Source organism: Rickettsia endosymbiont of Cantharis rufa (assembly GCF_964026445.1).
GTDB lineage: Bacteria > Pseudomonadota > Alphaproteobacteria > Rickettsiales > Rickettsiaceae > Rickettsia.
In genome coordinates this window covers 172,522-197,453 of record NZ_OZ032150.1, presented here as the reverse complement: position 1 = coordinate 197,453, position 24,932 = coordinate 172,522, and the positions used below count along the sequence as shown (strand labels likewise).

The window sequence follows — 24,932 nt, the reverse complement described above, 5'->3', positions numbered from 1 at the left end:
CGAATAATCCAAACATATAAGGAAAAAATATGTCCGTAAAAACTAGTAACTCTTCTACTCTTGCTAATGGTCATGATAAAACGGTAAAAAAATCGCATTCTGTACAATCAGTTGTTAACGGTGCGATTTCAGATCATAACACTTATGATGAAGTACCATACGAAAGCTATTCGTATGCCCTTACCAATCCTTATCACTTAAGTACACTTGCAGCTCTTTTCGGTGTAAATGCTCCTGAAGTTGAAAATAGCAGAATATTAGAGCTTGGTTGTGCTGCAGGCGGTAATTTAATACCACATGCAGTTCTTTACCCAAAAGCTCATTTTGTTGGGGTTGATTTGTCTAAGGTACAAATTGACGAAGCAAATAAAAATGTTAAGGAACTAGGACTAAAAAATATAGAGTTTCATCATTGTTCGATAACCGATATTGGCGATTCTTTCGGTAAGTTTGATTATGTAATTTGCCATGGCGTAATTTCTTGGGTACCAAAAACCGTTAGAGATAAAATTTTTGAAGTTTGTAATAAAAATCTTAGTCCAAATGGAATAGCTTATATTAGCTATAATACACTCCCAGGCTGGAATATGGTCCGTACTATTAGAGATATGATGATGTATCATTCTAGCTCATTTACAAATGTACGGGATAGAATAGCTCAATCTAGATTGTTACTGGAATTTGTTAAGGATAGCTTAGAGAATTCTAAAACTCCTTACGCAGAGGTATTAAAAACTGAAGCAGGACTGCTTGCTAAACAAACTGATCATTATTTACGTCATGATCATTTAGAAGAAGAAAATGCTCAATTCTACTTTTATGAATTTATGAATGAAGCAAGGAGGCATAATTTACAATATTTAGCTGATTGTAATCTTTCGACTATGTACCTTGGTAATATGCCGCCGAAAGTAGTAGAGCAATTAAAAGTGGTGAATGATATAGTTAGAACCGAACAATATATGGATTTTATTACGAATCGTCGCTTTAGAACCACTTTGTTATGTCATAGCGATGTGAAAATTAATAGAAATATTAATAATAACGATGTAATAAAATTTAACATGATCTTTAATATAGTGCCTGAAAAGCCGATTAAAGAAGTAGATCTTAATAATGCTTCTAAATCCTTAAAATTCTTCTTAAATGGGGATAGAGATTCTAATTTATCGACTAGTTCGCCTTATATGAAAGCTATTTTATACACTTTCAGCGAAAACCTAAATAACCCCTTAAGCTTTGAAAAAATAACTGCAGAAGCTAATAAAAAACTACACGGTACAAAATTAAACGAAATTAAAGCTGAACTTTTAAATAATGCTATGAAGCTAGTATTACAAGGTTACATTAGTATCACGACTCAAAAACATCGGAATCACCCTGAGATTGATAAACCTAAAACAACAAAAATGGTTATACATCAAGCAAGCCATGCCCCTTATATGTGGGTAACAAATTTAAAACATGAACCAATTGCGGTTAATTTCTTTGAGAAATTTGCACTTAGATATATGGACGGTAAACATGATAAAAAAGCAATTATTGAAGCTGTACTTGGACATGTAGAAAAAGGCGAATTAACTTTAAGTAAAGAAGATAAAAAAGTAGGAAGCAGAGAAGAAATACGTAGAGAACTAGACAGCTTATTTGCTCCGATGATCGAGAAATTTTCTTCTAACGCTTTGTTAGTTTGATGTGTTATGTCATTCCCGCGTAGGCGGGAATTCATAGTAAAGCGAGATAAATCGAACTTTTAAAAAGCTTTAGAGTACTGGATTCCCACCTACGCGGGAATGACATCAATAACGATGCAAACGGTACTTAAAAAAACACAAAAGTAACTCATGCCTATATTTTTTTATTTATTTGCAACATTAATAATTATCAGCAGCTTATGCGTTGTTTTAAGCAAAAATTCCATATACTCAGTATTATGGTTAATTTTTGCGTTTCTCAATGGTGCAGGGCTTATGATTTTGCTTGGAGCAGAATTTTTAGCTATGATGCTGATAATAATTTATGTTGGAGCGGTAGCGGTGTTATTTCTATTTGTGATAATGATGCTAGATATGCATTTTAATAAGACAATAGTGCAGTTAAAAGAAAATCTAGCTTTAAGTATTTTTATAGCTCTAATGATGTTTGTCGATTTAGCAATAATTATTTTACTTGGTACTAAAAATATTAATTTCAGTTCGGATGTATCATTTGCCATAACACATAATATCTCGAATACTAAAGCAATAGGTAACGTGCTTTACACAGACTTTATGTTACCGTTTCAAATGGCAGGGCTTATCTTATTCGTAGCTATGATTGCATGTATCACGTTAACGCTAAAGAAGCGCGAGGGAGTAAAACGTCAAAATACATCAAAACAATTAAGTCACAATAAGAAAAATGCCGCATTAATGACAAAACCTCTTTTAAATAAAGGTGTTGGGGACATTAAGTATGAATGAATACATAACGCTTAATCATTATTTAATCTTAAGTAGCTTAATTTTTACTATCGGAATGTTTGGATTATTTATGCATCGCAAAAATATTATCAATATATTAATGTCCATTGAGTTAATGCTGCTTGCAGTTAACATAAATTTTGTTGCATTTTCCGTATATATGCAAGAATTATCGGGGCAAATTTTTAGTATCATAATTTTAACCGTAGCAGCTGCCGAAACTTCAATCGGACTTGCGATATTACTTATATATTTCCGCAATAAAGGCTCAATTGAAATTACTGATATTAACCAAATGAAGGGGTAAAGATGTATCAAAATATTGCCATAATGATCATCATGTTACCGCTTGCATCTAGCGTAATAAACGGACTATTTGTAAAGATAATAGATAAAAAATTAGCTCAAATAATTGCAACCAGCTTTTTATCATTATCTGCCCTATTCTCACTAATAATATTTAGCCATACCGGCCTAGACGGGCATATAATCCATATTAAATTATTACCATGGATTGAGGTTGGAGATTTTAAAGTAAATTGGTCGATTTATATAGATCAACTCACTAGTATAATGTTTATAGTCGTAACATGGGTGTCAAGCGTTGTGCATATCTATTCGCTTGGCTATATGGCGAAAGATAAGGGGATTATACGCTTTTTGTCTTTTCTTGCGCTTTTTATTTTCTTTATGTTAATGCTAGTGTCAGCAGATAATTTCTTACAATTATTTTTTGGCTGGGAGGGCGTCGGCGTTTGCTCATATTTACTAATCGGATTTTGGTATTCAAAAGAATCAGTCAATAAAGCAGCAATTAAAGCTTTTATAACAAATAGAGCCAGTGACTTTGCTTTTATTTTAGGTATAATAACAATAATTTTTTACTGTGGCTCAGCAAACTATAAGGATGTATTTTCATCTGCAGAGTTATTATCTAATACAAAAATATTATTACGATTTTCTATTCTAGATATTATTTGTTTATTATTATTTATCGGTTGCATGGGTAAATCTGCACAGATCGGTTTACATATATGGCTTCCTGATGCGATGGAAGGACCGACTCCCGTATCAGCACTCATTCACGCAGCAACTATGGTAACAGCCGGAGTATTCTTAGTGGCGCGCTGCTCATATTTGTTTGAATACAGCCCTATAGTTCTACAATTTATTACAATTATCGGTGGTGTTACTTGTCTTTTTGCCGCAAGCATTGCTATTATGCAAAGCGATATCAAGAAGATTATTGCTTACTCTACCTGTAGCCAACTTGGTTATATGTTCATGGCTTGCGGAGTATCTGCCTATAATAGCGGAATATTTCACCTAGTAACTCATGCGTTTTTTAAAGCATTATTATTCTTATCGGCAGGTAACGTAATACACGTCGTTCATGAGCAGGATATTTTTAAAATGGGGAACTTGCGGAATAAAATGCCGATAACTTACGGCAACTTCTTAATCGGCTCACTTGCATTGATAGGTATTTATCCGCTTGCAGGATTCTACTCTAAAGACTCGATTTTAGAGGCGGCATATAGTAGCGGATCGTTTATGTTTATTTTTGGAATAGCGACCGCAATACTTACCGCTATTTATTCAATGAAAATTATTATGCTTGTGTTCCACGGCAAAACTAAGCTAGAAAAAGATGTTTTTGAGCATGCTCACGAACCGGCTAAAGTAATGAATAATCCCCTTATATTACTGGTAGCAGGCAGCTTTTTTAGCGGTATGATTGGTTATTATTTACTCTCTATGGATAAACCAAACGGCTATTTCCATGAAAGTATATTTAATTTACATATTTATAAATTACTAATCAGTCATCCACCTTTATATATAAAATTACTACCAATGGCAGTCGGTATAATAGGAATTGTTACAGGAATTTGTGTATTTTCATTGTCATCACGGCTTTATTCTATGTCATTCCTGCGAAAACAGGAATCCAAAAAAAATAAACTTAACGTTTTATTAGATTCTCGCTTTCGCGGGAATGACATTTTCGACGAACTGTATAATTGTTTAATTGTTAAGCCTATTAACTGTTTAGCCTCTTTATTTTATCTTGGCGACCAAAAAATGATCGATCGTTTTGGACCGAACGGTTTTTCAAGAGTTGTTAATTGTTTTAGTGTCTTGGCCGGCAAAACACAAACAGGGTATGTTTTTAATTATGCTTTATATATTGTATCGTTTATTGTTGTAACAATTAGTTTTTTCGTTTGGAAAGGTTTTTAAAAGAACATTGATGTCATTACCGCGGAAGCGGAAATCCAGTAAAAAACATTAAGTACAGCAAGTTTTTAAAATTAAAAGCTCGATTTATCTCGCTTTACACTAGATTCCTGCTTTCGCAGGAATGATATCGAGTAGTATATATACTACGAGTAAATGAAGAATTGGTAGACGAAGCTCAATTTGGAAAAGAGTAAGGAGTCTGTAAGCCGAGGAGCGGAGCGTATACTTAATACCTGAGCATCCGAAGACTTACAAAAACGACGTAGCCAATTTTTCAAATTCAGCGAGTATACTACAAAAAAACTCATAAAATCTTAAAATAGCATGCTACAATTACCTATTATATCTATCAGTATTTTTCTCCCACTAATAAGTGTGCTGTATATTTTGCTGTTTATTAGTCAAAGTAAAAAGACAGATAAACCAATATATGTAATGTATGTTGTAGTTCTTAGTTCTGTTTTAACATTCATCTCAACTATTTATATTTTAATAGAGCTTGACTCCTCAAATCCTGCTTACCAATTTGTTGAACGCTACGCTTGGCTTGATAAGATCGGGCTTGAATTCCATGTAGGTGTTGACGGTATATCGATATTTTTCGTGGTTCTAACTTCTTTTCTTACTCTTATTTGTATAATTGGAAGCTTATTTACCGTTAAAAAATATATTAAAGAGTATTTGGTATGCTTTTTATTAATGGAATCTTTTTGCATTGGGGCATTTACCTCAGTAAATTTACTATTATTTTATCTGTTTTTTGAAGCAATATTAGTGCCGATGTATATTATTATTGGTGTATGGGGTGGCGAAAATAGAATATATGCAGCTCTTAAATTCTTCTTATACACTTTTTTCGGTTCGGTATTTTTCCTACTTTCATTAATTTACATTTATAGCAAAATTCATAGCTTTGATTTAACTTACATTGCTGAACTTACTGGTAATATTCCATTATTTGCTCAGCAAATTTTATGGTGGGCAATTTTTATAGCCTTTGCCGTTAAAATCCCTATGATTCCTTTTCATACTTGGCTACCCGATGCACACGTACAAGCTCCAACCAGCGGTTCGGTTATTCTTGCCGGTATTCTGCTGAAACTCGGCGGTTACAGTTTTTTAAGAGTATTACTACCACTATTTCCGGGTGTATCACAAGAATTTGCAATTTACGTAATTTACCTTAGTGTTATTGCTATAATATACGCATCACTCGTTGCTCTTGCTCAAAAAGATACGAAGAAGATGATAGCATATTCATCTATTGCACATATGGGGTATGTTACGATAGGTATTTTTAGCTTTACCGAAGTCGGAGTTAGCGGAGCAATATTTCAGATGCTTAGCCATGGTGTTATTTCTTCATGTCTATTCTTAATAGTCGGTACTTTATATGAAAGATTACATACTAAGGAAATAGCTAAATATGGCGGCGTAGCAAGTAAAATGCCTGTGCTTGCCACATTTTTTATGATTGCAATGCTTGGCTCTGTCGGGCTACCCGGTACTAGCGGATTTATCGGAGAATTTTTAAGCCTGCTTGGGATTTATAAGGTGAACGTAATAGCGACCTTTATGGCGGCTCTTGGTATAATCCTTGGTGCAGTTTATATGCTGAAATTATACAAAGAGGTTATGCTAGGCGAAATTACTAATAAAGAAATTATGCATTTCAGAGATTTATATAAATACGAAATAATCTCAATAGCTCCTTTAATATTATTGATTATTTACTTTGGTCTAATGCCGAGTTCAATTCTAAATGTATTTCGTTTATCGGTAGAAAATTTGTTGGTTAGATTTGGTGGTTGATTTCTTAGTATCGGTCAGTTTTTTCTCTATGCAATTCCCGCGAAAGCGGGAATCTAGTATAACATATAAAAAACTAAGTTTTTTATATGTTTATTTTGTCAGGTATATAATTTTAGAACCAATACTAAGGTTATGTTTTCTGGATTTCCGCTTTCGCGGGAATGGCATCGCCGCCTCATACAACAACGATCAAATGGTGGTATGACAACATGCTATCACTTCACCAATTACAATTTAACATAGAACAAAGAAGTTTATTTGACCTGAATATTACTCTGCTACCTTCTGCTATTACATATATCAAAGGAGCTAACGGCTGTGGTAAAAGCTCGCTACTGCGGATGATAGCCGGAATTATACAACCAAACAGCGGTAATATTTACTATAAAAGTAGTAATATTAACAATATCGCTAAACCTTATTGTACTTATATCGGTCATAATCTAGGGCTAAAACTCGAAATGACTGTTTTTGAGAATCTAAAATTTTGGTCGGAAATTTATAATTCTACCGAAACCTTACAAGCCGCAGTTCATTACTTCAAGTTACACGATTTATTAGATGAAAAATGCTATAATCTGTCTAGCGGGATGCAGAAAATCGTAGCCGTAGCAAGGCTTATTGCCTGCCAATCGGATTTATGGTTACTTGATGAAGTTGAAACCAATTTAAGCAAGGAAAATAGGGGTTTACTAAATAATTTAATTGTCATGAAAACAAATAACGGTGGTATTGTTCTTCTATCCTCCCACCTAGAAAATTCTATAAAATCAGCACATACATTACAACTGCATTAACTATTATTGTTTTTGCGTATTTTTATAAATCTTCCAATGCACAATAAAAAAACCCAAGGCTAATTATCATTCAAATTAAACAATTAGTTACTGCGCTTATAGCACGCGCTTTAATAATTTCTATATACTCATTTCTATCCTTAATTCTCAGTTCTTCTAACTCTCTTGGAGACAAGTTTTTTAATTCCTCATATTTAAATGATTTTAGGCTTAAATATTGCTCATTAGTACTATACTTTACTAGTTGTTCATTAGTATATTCCGGTAGAGATAATGTAATGAACTCCTTAAATGTCAAAGCAAGTGTTACTAACATCACTATAGTAGTAATAAAGCAAACCACCATACTATAAATTTGTTTTATAAGCATAATTTCTCAGTATTTTATAATCATTTACGATTATAAAAGTCAAAAAAGAAAGGCAATAATTAAATTACAAAGGTTTATGAAATTTCGCATGTAAAGCTCGAGATTTCATAAGTAACACTTATGAAAATTATACATCAGGCAATCCTTCATCATTAAAAGTAGAATTAAGCACTCCTAAAAGGGTTATACCATTTTTAGCGAAATCATTTATAGGATTATACTCATCTAGAGAAGTAAGAAAGGTCGCACCTCCATTTTACAGATGTGGATATTAAAAGGCTATACGTTCAATAAGAGTTCCGATGACTTTATCATGAATATCCAATGACTTGGAAAAACAAATTGTTTTACGTGTCAGTCTTTTGCATCTTGTTCTAAGATTTAAGTTACCCCGTTCTATCCGTTGAGTATATTTTTTACTAACAATGTGTTTTTTGGGATCTAATAACCTAGCATAACTTCCCCATCCATCTGTAAAGTAAAAAGTAACCTTAAAATCCTCCGGTTTTTTTCAGTAATGATTCTGATGTGCTATCACATCTTGTACCAAAAGTATAAGCAACTACTTTTAACAAAATCTTATCCAAAGAATATCAAAGCCATCTTTGTTTGGATTTATTCTGTACATAAGACCATTGTTCATCTATTTCAGGAGCAATAATTACTTCTATCGTATTGATAGAATGATTTATCTTTTTTAACGCTAGATTTTTTTAAAACACGGATAACCGTATTGATACCCACTTTTAATACTCTTACTGTATCCCTAACTCCAGAGCCATTGATTGACATATCTACTATCTGAGTCTTGACTCCAGGCTTAGAGGCATTATTAATATATTACAGTTGAAAATATCGATTACACTGCTTGCATTGATATCTCTGTTGTTTTGAAATTGAATATCCCGCCTTTACTACTTTTTCTGTGTCGTTATAATATCTACACTTAACATCTATTCTTGATCTACACTTAACATCTATTCTTGCCATAACTCCTTAACTATAATTCTCTCTTATTACTGTTTGAGGATTATAGACTATTCATGCTAAGCTGCAATACGGGGGGCGCGACCATATTACCTGTACTCATAATCTTTGTGTAGTTTACTAGCTAGTGCCTGTTCCCATCTATCGCCGTTTTGCAGTAATTTTTCTTTATCGTAAATAAGTGCAGTATGAGTTAGGCTTGCAAACTCAAAATTAGGACCCTCAACTATCGCATCAACAGGACAAGCTTCTTGACATAACCCGCAATAGATGCATTTTGTCATATCGATATCATAACGAGTGGTACGTCTACTACCGTCTTCTCTCTCTTCCGCTTCAATTACTATCGCCTGAGCTGGACAAATAGCTTCACAAAGCTTACAAGCAATACAACGCTCTTCCCCGTTTTCATAGCGGCGCAGAGCATGCTCACCCTTAAATCTTGGGCTAACAGGACTTTTTTCATAAGGATAATTTATAGTAACCTTGGGCTTAAAGAAATACTTTAAAGTCAAAGCCATACCCCTTACTATCTCATATAGAAAAAATGATTTTAAATAGTTTATCATAAAATTATGTATTAAAGAGCTATGTATTCCTGCGTGGACCGGTAAAACTCACTGTGTCATCCCGTGGCCTGACCACGGAATCTAGTAAAATAATTTATAGTGCTTTTAATTCGTATATTTTTTCTGGATCCCGTGGTCAAGCCACGGGATGACAATGGAGAGCAATGATACTCTCCGCTCTAAACATTCGGAAGATTATCAGTACATACTAACACGCTTGATACTAACACCACCCAAAATAAAGTCAGAGGTAAAAATACTTTCCATCCCAAACGCATTAATTGGTCATAGCGATATCTCGGCAGGGTCGCCCTAATCCACAAAAAGCAGAATAATAGGAATCCGACCTTAAATACAAACCAAAAGAACCCTGGGATACAATCTAACCACGATATATTAAACGGCGACAGGTAACCTCCTAAAAAGAAAGTCGTAGTCATTGCACTAACAAGTATCATATTAGCATATTCACCTAGGAAAAATAAAGCAAATCCCATAGAGGAATATTCAACATTATAACCGGCAACTAGCTCCGATTCTGCTTCAGGTAAATCAAAAGGTAATCTATTTGTTTCGGCAAGCACCGAGATGAAAAACACGACGCCCATAGGTAGTAGCATTAAATCAATCCACCACGGCATTATTCTTTGTGCTTCAATAATCCCACTTAAATTGAGAGTACCGGTAGTAAGTAACACGGTAATAATAACCAGCCCCATCGATACTTCATAAGAAATCATTTGAGCAGACGAGCGTATAGCTCCTAAAAAAGCATATTTTGAATTACTAGCCCAGCCGGCAATAATAATGCCGTAAACGCTTAATGAAGATATAGCAAGAATATATAAAACACCGACATTAATGTCTGCAAGAACTACGCCCTTTGCAAAAGGTATCGCTGCCCAACCAATTAAACTTAATATAAAAGTTATCATCGGTGCTAGAATAAATAATATTTTATCGGAATTAGTTGGAATAATCGGCTCTTTGAATAAGAGCTTAACCGCATCGGCAATAGGCTGCAAAAGCCCAAACGGACCGACAACGTTAGGCCCTCGTCGAAGCTGCATTAATCCAATAACACGACGCTCTGCATATGTTAAATACGCAACGCATAAAATTAAAGGGATAGTGATTACCACCACCTTTAAAGCGATTATAATAAGCGGAAAAATATATTCAAAAAAGAGTCCTAGCATGATTGTACTCTTATTATGTCATTCCCGCGAAAGCGAGAATCCAGAAAATAATTTACAAAAAAAGAACTGGATTCCCGCTTTCGCGGGAATGTCATCAGGGGCAGGAATGACATGTTTTTCATTATGCTGCCTCCTCATTTCGATTCTGCTTAGTCTCCACGCACTTAGCCATAGTTACCGAATTTTTACTAATTACGTCAGTCATGTAATAATTAATAGGTTCTGCAATTATAGACTCTTTTGATAATTTATCTTTAGAGCTGAATTTAGTAAATTTATTCTCTATAATTTTATTGATATTTGCAAACACCTTATATTCTTTAGCAAGCTTAGTACGTATTTCTTGCAAATTACCTATTCCAATATCTATTTTTAGGAAACCTGCTAGCTCTTTTATAATTTTTATATCTTCCTTAGCTACGCCCACAGGTGCTACGGCTTTTTCTGCTATTTGTGGTCTACCCTCTAAATTGACATAAATTCCGCTCTGCTCGGTATAAGATGCTGAAGGTAAAATTACGTCAGCACTCGCAGCACCTACGTCCCCGTGATGTCCTTGATATACTATAAAAGCCGATTTCAGCTTATCAAACGGGACGGTGTCCGCTCCAAGCAAGTAAGCGAATTCCAACTCTTCGAGCTTAATGGAATTATTAAAACCGCTATCAAGCCCACCAACTATAGAAGCGTGATTATGCAATATATTAAAACCTTTCCAATCATCACGCATAATATTATATTCAGCTACTATTTGATGAATAAGCGACAATATAGCATATCCGTCATCTCTTGCATGTACGCCATCACCCACTATAATCATCGGATATTTTGCTGCTTTTAAGACTTTCGTAAACTCATGAGTACCAATGACTAGCTCCTCAATTATTTTGGGACTGCTTCCTAAATCCTGAATTCTATAAGTTTGATTATGCCCTTCACCTATCCTTGCTACTTTTAATGAGCCGGCACGTACTCGCATACCTATTCGGCTATTTAATACCGGAGCTATCTGCCTTGGATTTGCTCCGATTAATAAACATAAATCAGCTTTTTCTATGCCTGCTATCGTTGTATTAAATAAGTAGTTTCCTCGCTCGCTTGTATCTATTTTATAGTTAAACTGATTAACACTATAATTATTAGAGCCAATCTTTTGCAATAATGTTTTCAGCATAAACATTGTTTCAACAGACGTAAGAGAGCCGGCAATAGCGGCAATTTGTTTAGGATTAATAGATTTAATTTTATCCGCTATCATCTTTAAAGCTTCACTCCAGCTAACTTCTACCAACTTACCATTTTTTCTAACATAAGGATGATCTAAACGCTGATATTTCAAACCGTCATAACTAAAACGGTTTTTATCAGAAAGCCACTCCTCATTTATTTCTTCATTAACACGAGGTAGTATTCTCATTACCTCATCATCTCTACTATCAATACGAATATTAGATCCTTCCGCATCGTGCACGCCAATACTAGCGGTATGCTTCAACTCCCATTTACGAGCCTTAAAGGCGTATGGTTTAGAGTTGAGAGCACCGACGGGACAAATATCAATCATATTACCAGAAATTTCAGAATCGAGCGTTTGCTCTAAATAAGAAGTTACCTCCATATGCTCGCCTCGATGAATAGCTCCCATTTCTTCTATTCCCGCTATATCGTTGGCAAACCTAATACATCTTGTGCATTGTATACATCTAGTCATCGCTGTTTTAATCAGCGGTCCCATATATTTATCTTTAATAGATCTCTTATTTTCATGAAATCTATTAGTACCCTTACCATATCTAAAAGCTTGGTCTTGCAGGTCACACTCCCCACCTTGGTCACAAATAGGACAGTCTAGGGGATGATTGATCAGCAAAAACTCCATCACTCCTTCACGTGCTTTTTTTACCATAGGTGTATCGGTATGAATAACCATACCATTGCCGGCAGGCATTGCACAAGAAGCTATGGGCTTTGGCGATTTTTTCATTTCAACCAAGCACATACGACAATTGCCGGCGATTTTCAATCGTTCATGATAACAAAAATGTGGGATTTCTTTCCCCGCTTGTGTGCAGGCTTGATAAACTGTAGTACCGTCAGATACTTCTATTTCGGAGCCATCTATCGTAAGTTTTATCATTTCTATTTAATCCAATAAGTCATAGGATTTGGGTATGCCCCATCCTCTATCATATATTTAAAACCGATAGCAACACGTAGTACATACCAAATGGCCAGTACAAAGTATAGCACTACTCCAATCACGATAAACGTAAATATAAAACATACAATCCACCCAAGTACCCCAAGGCAAAAAGTGCGGAATAAAAACACGTAATGGCTAGTAGCAAAATTATTACCTTTATCTTTGTTAAGATATGCAAAAAATACCCCGATTAACGGTAATATTGGAGCTACTACCCCGCATAGATATAGTATATATACTACAATTAAGTTTTTCTTACCGCTCTCGGTATATTCTTTAAGATGTTTATCCATATTTTTATTTACCTCTTTATGTCGTTCCCGTGTGGCTCGAGAAAAGTGTTGGATGCCATTCCTGCGAAAGCAGGAATCCAACATAAAGCGGGATAAATCGAGCTTTTAATTTCAAAAATTTGCTGTGTTTATACTTTTTTTCCTGGATTCCTGCTTTCGCAGGAATGACATAAACGACCCATGTAACAATTGCCCCTACCCCTTCAAACTCTCTACCACAAAATTCATAATACTGCCGTGCTTTATATAATTTATCTCATTATCCGTAAATATTTGCAATATTAAATCGATTGTCCTTGTTTCACCGTTTTGTTTTTTTATCATGCATTTAACAAGGCTATAAGGCTTTATTTGTTCATTTAAGCCTATAATATCAATAGACTCCGATCCATCTATCTTTAAATCTAACCTAGACATATTTTGTGTAAAAGTCAGAGGTATCACTCCCATACCTACCAAATTTGAACGATGTATTCGCTCAAAACTTTCGGCAATTACTGCCTTTACGCCAAGCAACTGTGGACCTTTTGCTGCCCAGTCTCTTGATGAACCGCTACCGTATTCTTTACCGGCAAAAATTACTACCGGTACATCATTAGCTTTATAATCCATAGCTGCATCGTAAATAGTTTGCTGTATACCACTTAACTGGTTTACGGTAAAACCACCTTCTACACCCTTGCACATCTCATTTTTTATACGAATATTAGCAAACGTGCCACGCATCATTACTTCATGATTACCTCTACGCGACCCGTAAGAATTAAAATCAAAAGACCCTATATGATGGTCTGTTAAATATTTAGCAGCAGGGCTAGTTTTGCTAATACTTCCTGCCGGCGAAATATGGTCGGTAGTAATAGAATCACCGAAGATTGCTAGAATTCTTGCAGATTTTATATCTTTTATATTATTCTTGCTGCCCATATTTTCAAAATAAGGCGGATTATTAATATAGGTACTATTCTTATTCCAGTTATAAGTAGAACTACACGTCACCTCTAGACTTTGCCACTCTTTTGTTCCGCTAAATATACCGGAATATTTTTCTATAAACATAGAGGAATTAATTGAATTTACAATAACGTTATCTATCTCTTCTTTACTTGGCCAAATATCTGTTAAATAAATATTTTTTCCTATTGGTTGACTACTTAAATCAATATTAAGAGTACCGCTAAGTGCATATGCTACGACTAAAATAGGCGAGCCGAGATAGCTTGCTTTGGTAAGCGGATTAATTCTTCCTTCAAAATTCCTATTACCCGATAAAACAGAACCAACAACCAGCCCATTTTTATTAATAGTTTCCTCTATCTCCGGATTTAAAGGACCGGAATTACCTATACAAGTAGTGCAGCCATAACCTACTAAGTTAAACCCTAATTCATCTAAATATTTATCAAGACCGCTAAGCTTCAAATATTCCGTTACGACTTTTGAGCCAGGAGCAAGAGAAGTTTTAGCCCAAGGCTTTACCGTTAATCCGTGTTCTATTGCTTTTTTGGCAAGAAGTGCCGCGCCTATCATGACAGTGGGATTAGAAGTATTAGTACAGCTGGTAATCGCTGCAATTACCACATCACCATTACCGATTTCATAATTCTGGTTTGCTACGGTATATTTTTTATCAATATCATTATTTTCTGTAGCAAAATTCGGTAATTCTTGTTTAAAATTATTTGCCACATCGTTTAAATTCACCCTATCTTGCGGACGTCTTGGACCGGCTAAAGAACTTTGTACTTTCGATAAATCTAGCTCTAAAACCTCGGTATACTCTGCCGCATGTTCAAAATCATACCAAAGATTTTGTATTTTAGCATACTCTTCCACTAATTTGATTTGCGTTTTTTCTCTTCCTGTTAGTTCTAGATATTTTATAGTTTCTTGATCAATTGGAAAAAAGCCGCAAGTAGCGCCGTATTCAGGCGACATATTAGAAATAGTAGCACGATCGGCAATCGTTAGGTTTTTAAGCCCCTCACCGAAAAACTCAATAAATTTACCTACTACTTTCTTTTTTCGTAACATCTCAGTAACGGTCAAAACTAAATCAGTTGCAGTAGCTATGCCTGTTAATTTTCCTGTTAGTTTTACCCCAATTACTTCCGGTAGAATCATAGTAAGAGGCTGTCCAAGCATTGCAGCTTCAGCCTCTATTCCGCCGACTCCCCAACCAAGTACCGATAACCCGTTTACCATAGTTGTATGGCTATCTGTTCCAACTAAACTATCAGGATAAAGGGTGCCGTCTTTATGCCACACGACTTTTGCTAAATACTCTAAATTTACCTGGTGGCAAATGCCCGTACCGGGCGGAACTACTTTAAAATTATTAAATGCTTGCTGCCCCCATTTAAGAAACTGATAACGCTCTATATTACGCTTCATTTCCATTTGAACATTTTTATCGAATGAGTCCTTAGCTGCGTAAGAATCAACGCTTACAGAATGATCTATTACCAAATCAACAGGAATAAGCGGATTAATTTTTAGCGGATCGCCTCCTATTTTCTTCATCGCATCACGCATAGCTGCCAAATCTACAATAGCAGGCACACCGGTAAAATCCTGCATCAAAACTCTTGCCGGCATAAAATCTATTTCCGCATCAGATTTTTTAGTTTTCAGCCATTCTTTAAATACAAGTAAGTTTTGTTTTGAACCATCGGAGCGTAATACATTCTCGAACAACACTCTTAAACTATACGGTAACTTTTTTAAGGGAAGTTCGGTATCGCTTGCCGCTTTATTTATATCGTAAATTTTGTATGAAGTATTATCGATTGATAACTCTTTAATATATTCTGAATTATGCACTTTTGACATTTGTTTCTCACTTGATTACGTGGACTGGTTTCCTATTGTCATCCCGTGTCTTAACCACGGGATCTTGCATCACAGACTGTGTCCTAAGATACCGCGGTCAAGCCGCGGTATGACATCTTAAATCTTATACTTAACCTTATCCCAAAACGTAGATTTTTCAAACAAATTAATGTTAATTTAAAAAATATTTAAGTAGATTTTTGAAGTTCCTGAAGCTTAGTTGCTATTTCCGCTTCACTTAAATTCGTAGCGTTAATAGCCGTTTCCGTGACTATATTAACATAGCTTCCCGTTACTTCGGTTATACCGCCTGAAATAAGATAAATGTTTTCGGATTTATGCATATCATCTATATAAACCTGCACTAAACCGGCTTTTAAACTAACAATCATCGGAGCGTGACTCGGTAGCACTCCAAGCATACCCTCCTCATCCGGTAGCGTTACCATTTTAGCTTGCTTTTCAAATGCAATACTTAAAGGTGTAATTATTTTGACTAGAATTGTTTCGTTCATATTTTGGTTTATCCTTAATGTCACTCCGTGGCTTGACCACGGGACCCAGAAAAACGACTTGCAATATTGCTACTTTCACTGGATCCCGTGATCAAGCCACGGGATGACAATTATACCTTCAAAGTCTTTGCTTTCCCAATAGCCTCGTCCATAGTTCCGACCATATAGAAAGCAGCTTCCGGCAAATCATCATATTTACCTTCTACTAATCCTTTAAAACCTGCAATAGTATCGGCTAGATTAACGAATTTTCCTTTGCTACCTGTAAATACTTCTGCTACATGGAAAGGCTGTGATAGGAAACGCTGTATTTTTCTAGCACGTGACACGGTTAATTTATCTTCTTCAGATAACTCATCCATACCTAAAATAGCAATAATATCCTGCAACGATTTATAAGTTTGTAGAACCTGTTGCACTTGTCTTGCTACACTATAATGTTCTTCCCCAACAATCATTGGATCAAGTACTTGAGAATTGCTATCTAATGGGTCAACTGCCGGATAAATCCCAAGCTCAGCTATCTGGCGGCTAAGTACTGTTGTAGCATCTAAATGCGCGAAAGAAGTAGCAGGAGCAGGATCGGTTAAATCATCCGCCGGTACATATATAGCCTGCACAGAAGTTATTGAGCCGTTTTTAGTAGAGGTGATACGCTCCTGTAGTTCTCCCATATCAGTAGCAAGAGTAGGTTGATATCCTACCGCCGACGGAATTCTACCAAGCAGTGCTGATACTTCAGAACCTGCTTGAGTAAAACGGAAAATATTGTCTACAAAGAATAGAACATCCTGTCCCTCATTCATATCTCTAAAGCTTTCTGCAATAGTTAGACCACTTAATGCAACTCTTGCCCTTGCTCCTGGCGGCTCGTTCATTTGTCCATAAACTAAAGCCACTTTTGACTTTTCAGGCTCTTCAAGGTTAATAACACCTGAATCAATCATTTCATGGTAGAGGTCATTACCCTCTCTAGTTCTCTCGCCGACTCCTGCAAATATAGTATAACCACCATGAGCCTTAGCTACATTATTAATAAGCTCCATAATTAACACGGTTTTACCGACTCCCGCGCCGCCGAATAATCCTATCTTACCGCCTTTAGTATAAGGAGCAAGTAGATCGACTACTTTAATACCGGTTACTAATATACTACGCTCGGTTGATTGATTGGTAAAGCTAGGTGCTGGCTTATATATAGAGGAGATATTTGAGCTTTTAATTTCTCCCCTACCATCAATCGGCTCACCTACAACGTTCATAATACGCCCAAGCGTCTCAGTACCTACGGGAATACGAATAGGACTACCTGTGTCTATTACTTCTATACCTCTTATAAGCCCTTCAGTAGAATCCATAGCAATACAACGCACCGTATCATCACCAATATGTTGCGCCACTTCCAATACTATTCTTTGATTATCGTTATAACACTCAAGGGCATTTAAAATCGCCGGTAATTTACCATTATTTGTAAATTTTATATCCACCACTGCTGAAATAATCTGAGTAATTTTTCCAATATTTTTTGTCATTATTTTTTCTGTTAAGGTTTTTCGTCCTGTGACTTGGCCACGGGATCCATAAAAAATAAAGAAGACTGGATCCCGTGGTCAAGCCACGGGATGACGCAGCCCTATATCTACACAGCCTCTGAACCGGCTATAATCTCTATTAACTCGGTAGTAATAATAGCTTGTCTTGATCTATTTAGCTTTAAAACTAACTTACTTATTAAATCATTAGCGTTATTTGTTGCATTTTCCATGGCAGCCATTCTCGCTCCCTCTTCACTAGCTCTATTTTGTAGTAAAGCATAATTTATTTGGGAATTCACATATAAATTAATTAAATTAGAAATTAAATTTTCTCCTTCATATTCATAATAATCATTATCTATTGCAGAATCGTCATGATATTTTTCTACCGGTAAAATCTGCTGCTTAGTCATAATTTGAGTCATTGCGTTTTTAAATTTGTTAAAATATATAACACAATTACTAATTTCCAAATTATAGGCTGCCGACATAATTTTTTGTTTTACTTGTAGCATCAGATTTTCATCATGAATTTTGGGTAACTCAAAATAACTATCAATATAATTTGCATATTGTCTTTTTAGTGTTTCGTAACCCTTTTTTCCGATAATGATAAGTTTTATTTGCTCGCCTTTATTTTCTAACTCTTTAATATCATTCTTAACTTGTTTAATTATGCTATAATTAAATGTTCCGCATAAACCACGCTGCGACGTCATAACTATCAATAAATTTGCTTTATTCGGTACAGTATTAAAAAATTTCTGCTCCTCTATAGATAACTCATATATATCAATCGATAATATATCAGACATCATTTTAGTAATAGCCTCAATATAAAAATCTGAATTGGCTATTTGATTTTTTATTTTTGCCATTTTAGAAGCTGATACTAGTTGCATTGCTTTAGTAATTTTTTGCGTAGATTTGACGCTTTTAATTCTAGTTCTTAGCTGCTTTAAATTTGACATATAGTTTTTTGGTTTTTTAAAACTCTATGTCATTCCCGCGTAGGCGGGAATGACATAGAGTACGGTAATAACATAACACTAATTAACCGGCTTTAACAAATTCCTTAACAAAATTTTCTAAAAATGCTTTTAGCTTCTGCTCGGTTTCTTCAGTTATACGCTGCTCGGTTTTTATTGATTCCAAAATATCTTTTTTATTTAACCTTATTTTCGTCAGCATTTTATCTTCAAATTCTTTTACTTTTTGAAGCGGTACATCATTTAAATATTTCTTAGTTCCGACGTAAATACTTACTATTTGTTCTTCTACCGGAAAAGGATTATATTGCGCTTGTTTTAGTATCTCAACTAATCTTTTACCGTGATCGATTTGTGCTTTAGTTGCAGGATCTAGATCTGATCCAAATTGCGAAAAAGACTCAAGCTCTCTAAATTGAGCAAGTTCTAGCTTTACCGAACCTGCCACTTGCTTCATAGCTTTTATTTGCGCAGCAGAACCAACGCGGCTTACTGAAATACCGACATTAACAGCCGGTCTTACGCCCTTATAAAATAGCTCGCTTTCTAGAAAAATTTGACCGTCTGTAATTGAAATAACATTTGTCGGGATGTATGCGGATACGTCACCTGCTTGAGTTTCGATTATAGGAAGAGCAGTAAGTGAGCCGCTGCCTTTTTCCTCTGACATTTTAGCGGCTCGCTCAAGCAATCTTGAATGCAAGTAAAATACGTCACCAGGATAAGCTTCTCGCCCAGGCGGTCTTCTAAGTAATAATGAGATTTGTCTATATGCGACAGCATGCTTACTTAAATCATCATAAATAATAAGTGCGTGCATGCCGTTATCACGAAAATATTCGCCCATGCTACAGGCGGAATAAGGAGCAATGAATTGAAGAGCTGCAGCTTCTGATGCGGTAGCTGAAACAACGATTGTATAGTCCATTGCTCCAGCATCTTCTAGTTTTTTTACTATCTGTGCAACACTTGATCTTTTCTGCCCAATAGCTACATAAATACAATAAATTTTATCACTTTCATTAGTAAGTGAGTGTGCTTGTTTTTGATTAATAATAGTATCGACCGCTATAGCTGTTTTTCCGGTTTGCCTATCACCGATTATTAACTCTCTTTGCCCTCTGCCTATTGGAATTAACGAATCTATAGCTTTTATTCCGGTTTGCACGGGTTCGCTAACGCTCGTTCTTTCTATTATCCCAGGGGCTTTCATCTCGATATGTCTGTACTCTTTACTTGCAATATCGCCTTTGCCGTCAATAGGGTTACCAAGAGCATCAACCGCGCGACCAAGCAAAGCTTTTCCTATAGGTACTTCTAAAACTTCTTTGATTCTTTTGACTAGGTCGCCTTGCTGTACTTCATTATCGTCTCCCATAATTACAGCGCCAACGCTATCATTTTCCAAGTTTAAAACAAGACCTTTAACACCTGATTTAAATTCTACTACTTCACCGTATTTTACATTAGCAAGACCGTAAATTTTAGCAATACCGTCACCGACGGTTATTACCTGCCCTACTTCCTCAAGTTCACTTAAGCAATTAATATTAGCTATTTCCTTTTGTAATATTTCAACTACTTCAATAGGCTTTAATTTCATGTGGGATAGCTCCTAATATGCATGTATGTCATTCCCGCGAAGGCGGGAATCCAGTATAATCATATAAAAACCTATTTTTATATGATTATTTTATCAAAATATTAAGGTTGCTTTTCTGGATTCCCGCCTTCGCGGGAATGACATTAACAAACCTTAACTTTCTTCAAACTCTTAGCTATTTTCTCTAAACTACCTTTTATTGAGTAATCTTGCAACATACTATCATATTTAATTACAATACCGCCAATAATAGTATGATCCATATCAAACACTACTTCTATTTTTCGGTCTAATTCTTTCTCAATCTTTGATTTTATCCATTCCTGTTCTTTAGGTTGTAACTTATTTGCAGAAATAACTTGAACTATCTTTATATTTCTACTTTCATACAATAATTTATTATAAGCCTTTACTATATTTGATAAGATAGTAGTACGGGAATTTTTTATCAATAGTAATAAAAAATTATTCACTATTTTGTTAAATTTAATATTTTTTACTAACGAATTAACCACATTAATTTTATCATTCTTATTTACTGTAGGAGAAAATAAAAATTCTTTAATCTCAAAACTATCCTCAATAATACGATTCACTAAGGTAATTTCTTCAAATATCTTATCTTGGATATTATCAGATTTAGCATTGTTAAATAACGCTACAGCATAATTCTCAATTAAATTATTTTGAGTCATAATTATACTTCTAAATTTTTTTTATAAAGGACTGCTCTATATGTCTATAAAACAAATCAGCACAAATAATTACTATAAAACAAATAATTATATTTTGAAAATGCAATATTTTTATATCATCTTTTAATATTAATTTGTTTAAGTAAAGACTATAATCAGCGGAATATGTAAATAAACAATTAAGCAGCTTTCTCATTACATACGCTATAGTTAAATGCATCAAATATATGAAATAAGATCTACGACCTATAAAACCTAATATCTTATCCATAATTGATAAATTTATAATATCTTTATTTAATGTTACACTATATACTAAAAAAACTACATGCTAATAATACATGGAAATAACCGCCGCTTTTTTCTGTAGTACGCGGGGAAATAAAAAATATAATGGCTAAAGAAGAGATATATAAAAATATTAATATTTTACTCTTAATATTTACTTGCCTATTGTAAAAGCTAATTAATATTCCTAAAAAAGCATCGAAATGACCAAATTCACTAAAATATACTTCATTACTTCCGCGATATATATTTATTCGAAATGTTCCAATAACAAGCAACAGCAAAATATTTTTAAGCCTTGCAAAAACAATTATAAATGGAAATATTAAATAAAATAATATTTCACAAGTAAGAGACCAGGTAACTCCTACCAAAATTACACGAAAATTTGCTAACAGGCTTGACCAATCTGCTACTATATTATCAAGTAAAATAAGACCAATAATGTATTTTATAAAACTTTCAACTGCTGCAAAAATATCATGATTTTTTATTCCAAATCTTAACATTAGTAATACACAGCACACTAAGGATAGACAAAGTGCAGGTCCAAGTCTAATACATTTTGATCTGTCAACACTTTTCCGGACAGTTGTTTAAGCGCAATTTTGTATCTCTTCATATCTTACTGGTGATAAATAATCGTTAGCAGAATACATTCTGATACGGTTATAAAATACCTCTATATATTCAAATATGGCATATTTTGCTTCCTCCTTAGTTTTAAATTTATATTGATACATTAATTCTGTTTTTATAGTATGAAAGAAACTTTCAGCAACAGCATTATCCAAGCAATTTCCTTTACGACCCATACTCTGTTTGATACCATGTTGTTTTATAATTTTTAAATGACTATCAGAACAATATTGACTACCTCTATCAGTATGCCAAATAAGCCCTTTTGCTGGTTTACGTTGCCATATTGCCATTAATAAAGCATTATTAACCAAATCAGCTCTCATGTTATTACTCATAGACCATCCTATAATTTTTCTAGAAAATAGATCAATAACAGTTGCTAAATATAGCCAGCCTTCACCAGTTGGCACATAGGTTATGTCTCCAACCCAATAACAATTAGCAGCATAAACTGTAAACTCTCTATTTAATAAATTAGGAGCAATTTGCTTATTATGATTAGAGTCAGTAATGGCTTTAAATTTACGTTTAGTTTTACATAGCAAATTAGCTTCTTTTATTAGTCTTGCAATGCGTCTCCTACTAGCAGTTATATCTTGCCGTGATAGTTCCTTTTTAATAGGTCTAGTTCCATAATTACCTCTACCTTCTTTAAAGATAATTTCAATTCTGTTTGTTAATTCATTACCTTCTTTAACCCTATTACATCCAAGATTATTTAACCATTCATAATAACCATTACGTGATACTTTCATAAATTTACACATAGCAGAAATGGAAAAATTACCTCTGTTTTCCTTTATCCATGCGTACCTTATTGGGATTCTTTTGCAAAGTACGCGGCAGCCTTTTTAATAGATCACGTTCTTGTGTTACTCTATCTAGTTCTTCTTCAATCTCCTTAATTCATCATACAGATGTTCTTCATATCTCATTACTTCCTTGAGTTTTGAATGTTTATTAACCCAATTATATAGACTATACTTCGTAATTCCTAGTTCTCTAGCTGTTTGAGCAAAAGGTTGCTTAGACTCAATAGCTAATCTAATCGCTGATTCTTTAAATTCAGCTGGATATATCTTTGGCTCTATATCCGGCATTTTTATCCCTACTGTTAATATCGTCTATTATTAACTTTCTGGAAAACTATAGTCGCATCATCTATTGTACCAAAAATAATATATCTTTTCTTGATTTGCCTTAACTGTTAACAAAAATTCTTTCAAAGAAAAATTATTTATTTTTTATATTGCTTATCAAAACTTTCAGTAGTAATAAAACCGCTAATAACAAGAAATAAATAAACCTCATTTGCACCATCGATAAGCAGTGAAGATTCAAAACCAAATATTTTATGTATAGCTAAATGAGAAGGGTTAAAATATACTAACAAGCATGCTAAACCTCTTAATACATCTAGGTTAGAATAATATTTATTATGCATATGAATTACTTATATATGTACCGCCCTATCATAAGCAGCTAACACCGACTCATGCATCATTTCCGATAAAGTAGGATGTGGGAAGATAGTATTAATTAAATCCAGCTCCGCCCCTTCTAAATTTTTTGAAACCACATATCCTTGTATTAATTCCGTAACTTCCGAACCTATCATATGAGCACCGAGCAACTCACCGGTTTTAGCATCAAATATAGTTTTTATTAAACCATCACTATCACCGCTCACTAAAGCCTTGCCATTAGCCATAAAAGGAAACCTACCGATTTTTAATTCATAACCTAAAGCTTTAGCCGCTTCTTCTGTAAGGCCGACACTTGCTATTTGCGGCAAAGAATAAGTGCAACCCGGTATATTATGCTTATTGATAGCATGCGGCTTTAAACCGGCTATACTTTCCGCTGCAATAATTCCCTCATGGCTTGCTTTATGAGCTAAACAAGGCACTCCAGCTACATCGCCTATAGCATAAATTCCTGATTCCGCAGTTTGCATTAATCCATTAGTAGTTATATAGCCGTTTTCTACTTTAACTTTGGTTTTCTCAAGCCCTAAACTTTCTGTATTTGCCGTAATACCTACTGCCATAAGCAGGATTTCGCTCTGTAATTTTTGTGTTTTGCCGGATAACTCTAACTCAACTTCTATCTTATCTTTTGATTTTGTTTGCTTAATTAACTTTGCATTAGTAATAATTTTTATACCTTTCTTCTCAAAACTCTTATGAGCAAGTCCTGAAATTTCTGTATCTTCCACTGATAATATTCTAGTATGAGCCTCAATTACGGTAACCTCTACACCGATACTATTATAAAACGAAGCAAATTCTATACCTATCGCACCTGAACCTACAATAATCATAGATTTCGGCACATGCTGCGGTATCATAGCTTCTTTAGAAGTCCAAATTTGCTTACCGTCAGGCTCAAATCCTTTTAACACCCTAGGTCTTGCTCCGGTAGCTATAATAATATTATCTGCTTTTAGCTGCGATTTATTACCTTGAGCATCTATATTTATTATCTTATTTCCTGCAAGACTTGCTACTCCGTCTATCACGGTAACTTTATTTTTCTTGAGCAATAATTTAACACCGCCTGCAAGCTTACCTGAAATCTCTCTTGAACGCTCTACTATTTTCTTAATATTAACTTCAGCAGATTTAGTTTCAACACCATAATCTTTAGCGTGTTTTATATATTCAAAAACCTCAGCAGATTTAAGTAAAGATTTAGTCGGTATACATCCCCAATTAAGACACACCCCGCCCAAATGTTCTTTTTCTATTAATACAACTTTTTTCTTTAATTGTGCCGCTCTAATTGCCGCAACATATCCGCCTGGACCACCGCCTATAACGGCTATATCATATTGTTCCATTTTATTTTTATTTTGTTAGTTTTGTTTATATTTGGGTCTATGTCATTCCTGC

The 24,932-nt window shown here is 34.6% G+C and carries 24 protein-coding genes and 2 pseudogenes; 7 read left to right on the top strand and 19 right to left on the bottom strand.

Annotation, left to right across the window (positions count from 1 at the left end):
* Positions 1–29 precede the first annotated feature (29 nt).
* The 7 genes and pseudogenes from AAGD46_RS01070 to ccmA all read left to right on the top strand — a co-directional run bounded on the left by AAGD46_RS01070 (position 30) and on the right by ccmA (position 7,315).
* The gene (locus tag AAGD46_RS01070; RefSeq protein ID WP_341787422.1) at positions 30–1,694 is read left to right on the top strand and encodes a class I SAM-dependent methyltransferase; all 1,665 of its coding nucleotides are present in this window, start codon (positions 30–32) and stop codon (positions 1,692–1,694) included.
* 150 nt (positions 1,695–1,844) lie between these two features.
* Entirely contained in the window at positions 1,845–2,462 is a 618-nt protein-coding gene (locus tag AAGD46_RS01065; protein WP_341787421.1) for an NADH-quinone oxidoreductase subunit J, read from the top strand.
* On the top strand, positions 2,455–2,769 hold the full coding sequence (nuoK, locus tag AAGD46_RS01060; RefSeq protein ID WP_341787419.1) for an NADH-quinone oxidoreductase subunit NuoK: 315 nt from the start codon (positions 2,455–2,457) through the stop codon (positions 2,767–2,769). The genes AAGD46_RS01065 and nuoK overlap by 8 nt, the downstream gene beginning before the upstream one ends.
* 32 nt (positions 2,770–2,801) lie before the next feature.
* Positions 2,802–4,706: an NADH-quinone oxidoreductase subunit L gene (nuoL, locus tag AAGD46_RS01055; protein ID WP_341787861.1), complete on the top strand. Its 1,905-nt coding sequence runs from the start codon at positions 2,802–2,804 to the stop codon at positions 4,704–4,706.
* A 180-nt stretch (positions 4,707–4,886) separates the two neighbouring features.
* Positions 4,887–5,016 (top strand): annotated as a pseudogene (locus AAGD46_RS08510) (palindromic element RPE5 domain-containing protein).
* A gap of 14 nt (positions 5,017–5,030) precedes the next feature.
* Positions 5,031–6,518: an NADH-quinone oxidoreductase subunit M gene (locus AAGD46_RS01045; protein ID WP_341787418.1), complete on the top strand. Its 1,488-nt coding sequence runs from the start codon at positions 5,031–5,033 to the stop codon at positions 6,516–6,518.
* Between the two features lie 209 nt (positions 6,519–6,727).
* Positions 6,728–7,315 (top strand): heme ABC exporter ATP-binding protein CcmA, encoded by a 588-nt coding sequence (gene ccmA / locus AAGD46_RS01040; RefSeq protein WP_341787860.1) that lies wholly within the window; start codon positions 6,728–6,730, stop codon positions 7,313–7,315.
* A gap of 70 nt (positions 7,316–7,385) precedes the next feature.
* Here ccmA and AAGD46_RS01035 read toward each other — a convergent pair whose 3' ends face one another.
* From AAGD46_RS01035 to lpdA, 19 genes and pseudogenes are all read right to left on the bottom strand, one after another.
* Positions 7,386–7,685 carry a hypothetical protein gene (locus AAGD46_RS01035; RefSeq protein ID WP_341787417.1) on the bottom strand — a complete coding sequence of 100 codons (300 nt, stop codon included), beginning with the start codon at positions 7,683–7,685 and terminating at the stop codon, positions 7,386–7,388.
* A gap of 271 nt (positions 7,686–7,956) precedes the next feature.
* Positions 7,957–8,121: pseudogene (locus tag AAGD46_RS08505) on the bottom strand (IS1 family transposase); the annotation flags it as partial.
* Between the two features lie 157 nt (positions 8,122–8,278).
* A complete protein-coding gene (locus tag AAGD46_RS08500; RefSeq protein WP_410525952.1) occupies positions 8,279–8,332 on the bottom strand; it encodes a hypothetical protein in 54 nt (17 codons plus the stop codon).
* A 1-nt stretch (position 8,333) separates the two neighbouring features.
* On the bottom strand, positions 8,334–8,477 hold the full coding sequence (locus tag AAGD46_RS08495) for an IS1-like element transposase (RefSeq protein WP_341786690.1): 144 nt from the start codon (positions 8,475–8,477) through the stop codon (positions 8,334–8,336).
* A 284-nt stretch (positions 8,478–8,761) separates the two neighbouring features.
* A complete protein-coding gene (gene nuoI, locus AAGD46_RS01025) occupies positions 8,762–9,241 on the bottom strand; it encodes an NADH-quinone oxidoreductase subunit NuoI (RefSeq protein WP_341787416.1) in 480 nt (159 codons plus the stop codon).
* A gap of 179 nt (positions 9,242–9,420) precedes the next feature.
* The gene (nuoH, locus tag AAGD46_RS01020) at positions 9,421–10,440 is read right to left on the bottom strand and encodes an NADH-quinone oxidoreductase subunit NuoH (protein WP_341787415.1); all 1,020 of its coding nucleotides are present in this window, start codon (positions 10,438–10,440) and stop codon (positions 9,421–9,423) included.
* 121 nt (positions 10,441–10,561) lie between these two features.
* A complete protein-coding gene (nuoG, locus tag AAGD46_RS01015; protein ID WP_341787414.1) occupies positions 10,562–12,577 on the bottom strand; it encodes an NADH-quinone oxidoreductase subunit NuoG in 2,016 nt (671 codons plus the stop codon).
* A gap of 2 nt (positions 12,578–12,579) precedes the next feature.
* A complete protein-coding gene (locus AAGD46_RS01010; protein WP_341787413.1) occupies positions 12,580–12,936 on the bottom strand; it encodes a DUF4870 family protein in 357 nt (118 codons plus the stop codon).
* Between the two features lie 195 nt (positions 12,937–13,131).
* The gene (gene acnA / locus AAGD46_RS01005; protein ID WP_341787412.1) at positions 13,132–15,768 is read right to left on the bottom strand and encodes an aconitate hydratase AcnA; all 2,637 of its coding nucleotides are present in this window, start codon (positions 15,766–15,768) and stop codon (positions 13,132–13,134) included.
* Between the two features lie 188 nt (positions 15,769–15,956).
* Complete coding sequence (locus AAGD46_RS01000; RefSeq protein ID WP_341787411.1) at positions 15,957–16,283, bottom strand: F0F1 ATP synthase subunit epsilon; 327 nt, start codon at positions 16,281–16,283, stop codon at positions 15,957–15,959.
* Positions 16,284–16,393: 110 nt separating this feature from the next.
* On the bottom strand, positions 16,394–17,818 hold the full coding sequence (gene atpD / locus AAGD46_RS00995) for a F0F1 ATP synthase subunit beta (protein WP_341787410.1): 1,425 nt from the start codon (positions 17,816–17,818) through the stop codon (positions 16,394–16,396).
* Between the two features lie 107 nt (positions 17,819–17,925).
* Positions 17,926–18,792 carry an ATP synthase F1 subunit gamma gene (atpG, locus tag AAGD46_RS00990; RefSeq protein ID WP_341787409.1) on the bottom strand — a complete coding sequence of 289 codons (867 nt, stop codon included), beginning with the start codon at positions 18,790–18,792 and terminating at the stop codon, positions 17,926–17,928.
* A gap of 82 nt (positions 18,793–18,874) precedes the next feature.
* Positions 18,875–20,413: a F0F1 ATP synthase subunit alpha gene (gene atpA / locus AAGD46_RS00985; RefSeq protein ID WP_341787408.1), complete on the bottom strand. Its 1,539-nt coding sequence runs from the start codon at positions 20,411–20,413 to the stop codon at positions 18,875–18,877.
* Between the two features lie 143 nt (positions 20,414–20,556).
* Complete coding sequence (gene atpH / locus AAGD46_RS00980) at positions 20,557–21,108, bottom strand: ATP synthase F1 subunit delta (protein WP_341787407.1); 552 nt, start codon at positions 21,106–21,108, stop codon at positions 20,557–20,559.
* Positions 21,109–21,416: 308 nt separating this feature from the next.
* The gene (locus AAGD46_RS00975) at positions 21,417–21,905 is read right to left on the bottom strand and encodes a hypothetical protein (protein WP_341787406.1); all 489 of its coding nucleotides are present in this window, start codon (positions 21,903–21,905) and stop codon (positions 21,417–21,419) included.
* An 87-nt stretch (positions 21,906–21,992) separates the two neighbouring features.
* Positions 21,993–22,814, bottom strand: a complete 822-nt coding sequence (locus AAGD46_RS00970) for an IS3 family transposase (protein WP_341787859.1) — start codon at positions 22,812–22,814, stop codon at positions 21,993–21,995.
* A gap of 105 nt (positions 22,815–22,919) precedes the next feature.
* Positions 22,920–23,138 carry a transposase gene (locus AAGD46_RS00965; RefSeq protein ID WP_341786903.1) on the bottom strand — a complete coding sequence of 73 codons (219 nt, stop codon included), beginning with the start codon at positions 23,136–23,138 and terminating at the stop codon, positions 22,920–22,922.
* Positions 23,139–23,275: 137 nt separating this feature from the next.
* Complete coding sequence (locus tag AAGD46_RS00960) at positions 23,276–23,482, bottom strand: hypothetical protein (protein WP_341787405.1); 207 nt, start codon at positions 23,480–23,482, stop codon at positions 23,276–23,278.
* Between the two features lie 9 nt (positions 23,483–23,491).
* A complete protein-coding gene (gene lpdA / locus AAGD46_RS00955; protein WP_341787404.1) occupies positions 23,492–24,880 on the bottom strand; it encodes a dihydrolipoyl dehydrogenase in 1,389 nt (462 codons plus the stop codon).
* Positions 24,881–24,932: the final 52 nt, after the last annotated feature.

Coding starts and splice junctions, on each gene's coding strand:
- AAGD46_RS01070 (WP_341787422.1), top strand. CDS start 30: ATGTCCGTAAAAACTAGTAACTCTTCTACTCTTGCTAATGGTCATGAT.
- AAGD46_RS01065 (WP_341787421.1), top strand. CDS start 1,845: ATGCCTATATTTTTTTATTTATTTGCAACATTAATAATTATCAGCAGC.
- nuoK (WP_341787419.1), top strand. CDS start 2,455: ATGAATGAATACATAACGCTTAATCATTATTTAATCTTAAGTAGCTTA.
- nuoL (WP_341787861.1), top strand. CDS start 2,802: ATGTTACCGCTTGCATCTAGCGTAATAAACGGACTATTTGTAAAGATA.
- AAGD46_RS01045 (WP_341787418.1), top strand. CDS start 5,031: ATGCTACAATTACCTATTATATCTATCAGTATTTTTCTCCCACTAATA.
- ccmA (WP_341787860.1), top strand. CDS start 6,728: ATGCTATCACTTCACCAATTACAATTTAACATAGAACAAAGAAGTTTA.
- AAGD46_RS01035 (WP_341787417.1), bottom strand. CDS start 7,685: ATGCTTATAAAACAAATTTATAGTATGGTGGTTTGCTTTATTACTACT.
- AAGD46_RS08495 (WP_341786690.1), bottom strand. CDS start 8,477: ATGTCAATCAATGGCTCTGGAGTTAGGGATACAGTAAGAGTATTAAAA.
- nuoI (WP_341787416.1), bottom strand. CDS start 9,241: ATGATAAACTATTTAAAATCATTTTTTCTATATGAGATAGTAAGGGGT.
- nuoH (WP_341787415.1), bottom strand. CDS start 10,440: ATGCTAGGACTCTTTTTTGAATATATTTTTCCGCTTATTATAATCGCT.
- nuoG (WP_341787414.1), bottom strand. CDS start 12,577: ATGATAAAACTTACGATAGATGGCTCCGAAATAGAAGTATCTGACGGT.
- AAGD46_RS01010 (WP_341787413.1), bottom strand. CDS start 12,936: ATGGATAAACATCTTAAAGAATATACCGAGAGCGGTAAGAAAAACTTA.
- acnA (WP_341787412.1), bottom strand. CDS start 15,768: ATGTCAAAAGTGCATAATTCAGAATATATTAAAGAGTTATCAATCGAT.
- AAGD46_RS01000 (WP_341787411.1), bottom strand. CDS start 16,283: ATGAACGAAACAATTCTAGTCAAAATAATTACACCTTTAAGTATTGCA.
- atpD (WP_341787410.1), bottom strand. CDS start 17,818: ATGACAAAAAATATTGGAAAAATTACTCAGATTATTTCAGCAGTGGTG.
- atpG (WP_341787409.1), bottom strand. CDS start 18,792: ATGTCAAATTTAAAGCAGCTAAGAACTAGAATTAAAAGCGTCAAATCT.
- atpA (WP_341787408.1), bottom strand. CDS start 20,413: ATGAAATTAAAGCCTATTGAAGTAGTTGAAATATTACAAAAGGAAATA.
- atpH (WP_341787407.1), bottom strand. CDS start 21,108: ATGACTCAAAATAATTTAATTGAGAATTATGCTGTAGCGTTATTTAAC.
- AAGD46_RS00975 (WP_341787406.1), bottom strand. CDS start 21,905: ATGTTAAGATTTGGAATAAAAAATCATGATATTTTTGCAGCAGTTGAA.
- AAGD46_RS00965 (WP_341786903.1), bottom strand. CDS start 23,138: ATGCCGGATATAGAGCCAAAGATATATCCAGCTGAATTTAAAGAATCA.
- AAGD46_RS00960 (WP_341787405.1), bottom strand. CDS start 23,482: ATGCATAATAAATATTATTCTAACCTAGATGTATTAAGAGGTTTAGCA.
- lpdA (WP_341787404.1), bottom strand. CDS start 24,880: ATGGAACAATATGATATAGCCGTTATAGGCGGTGGTCCAGGCGGATAT.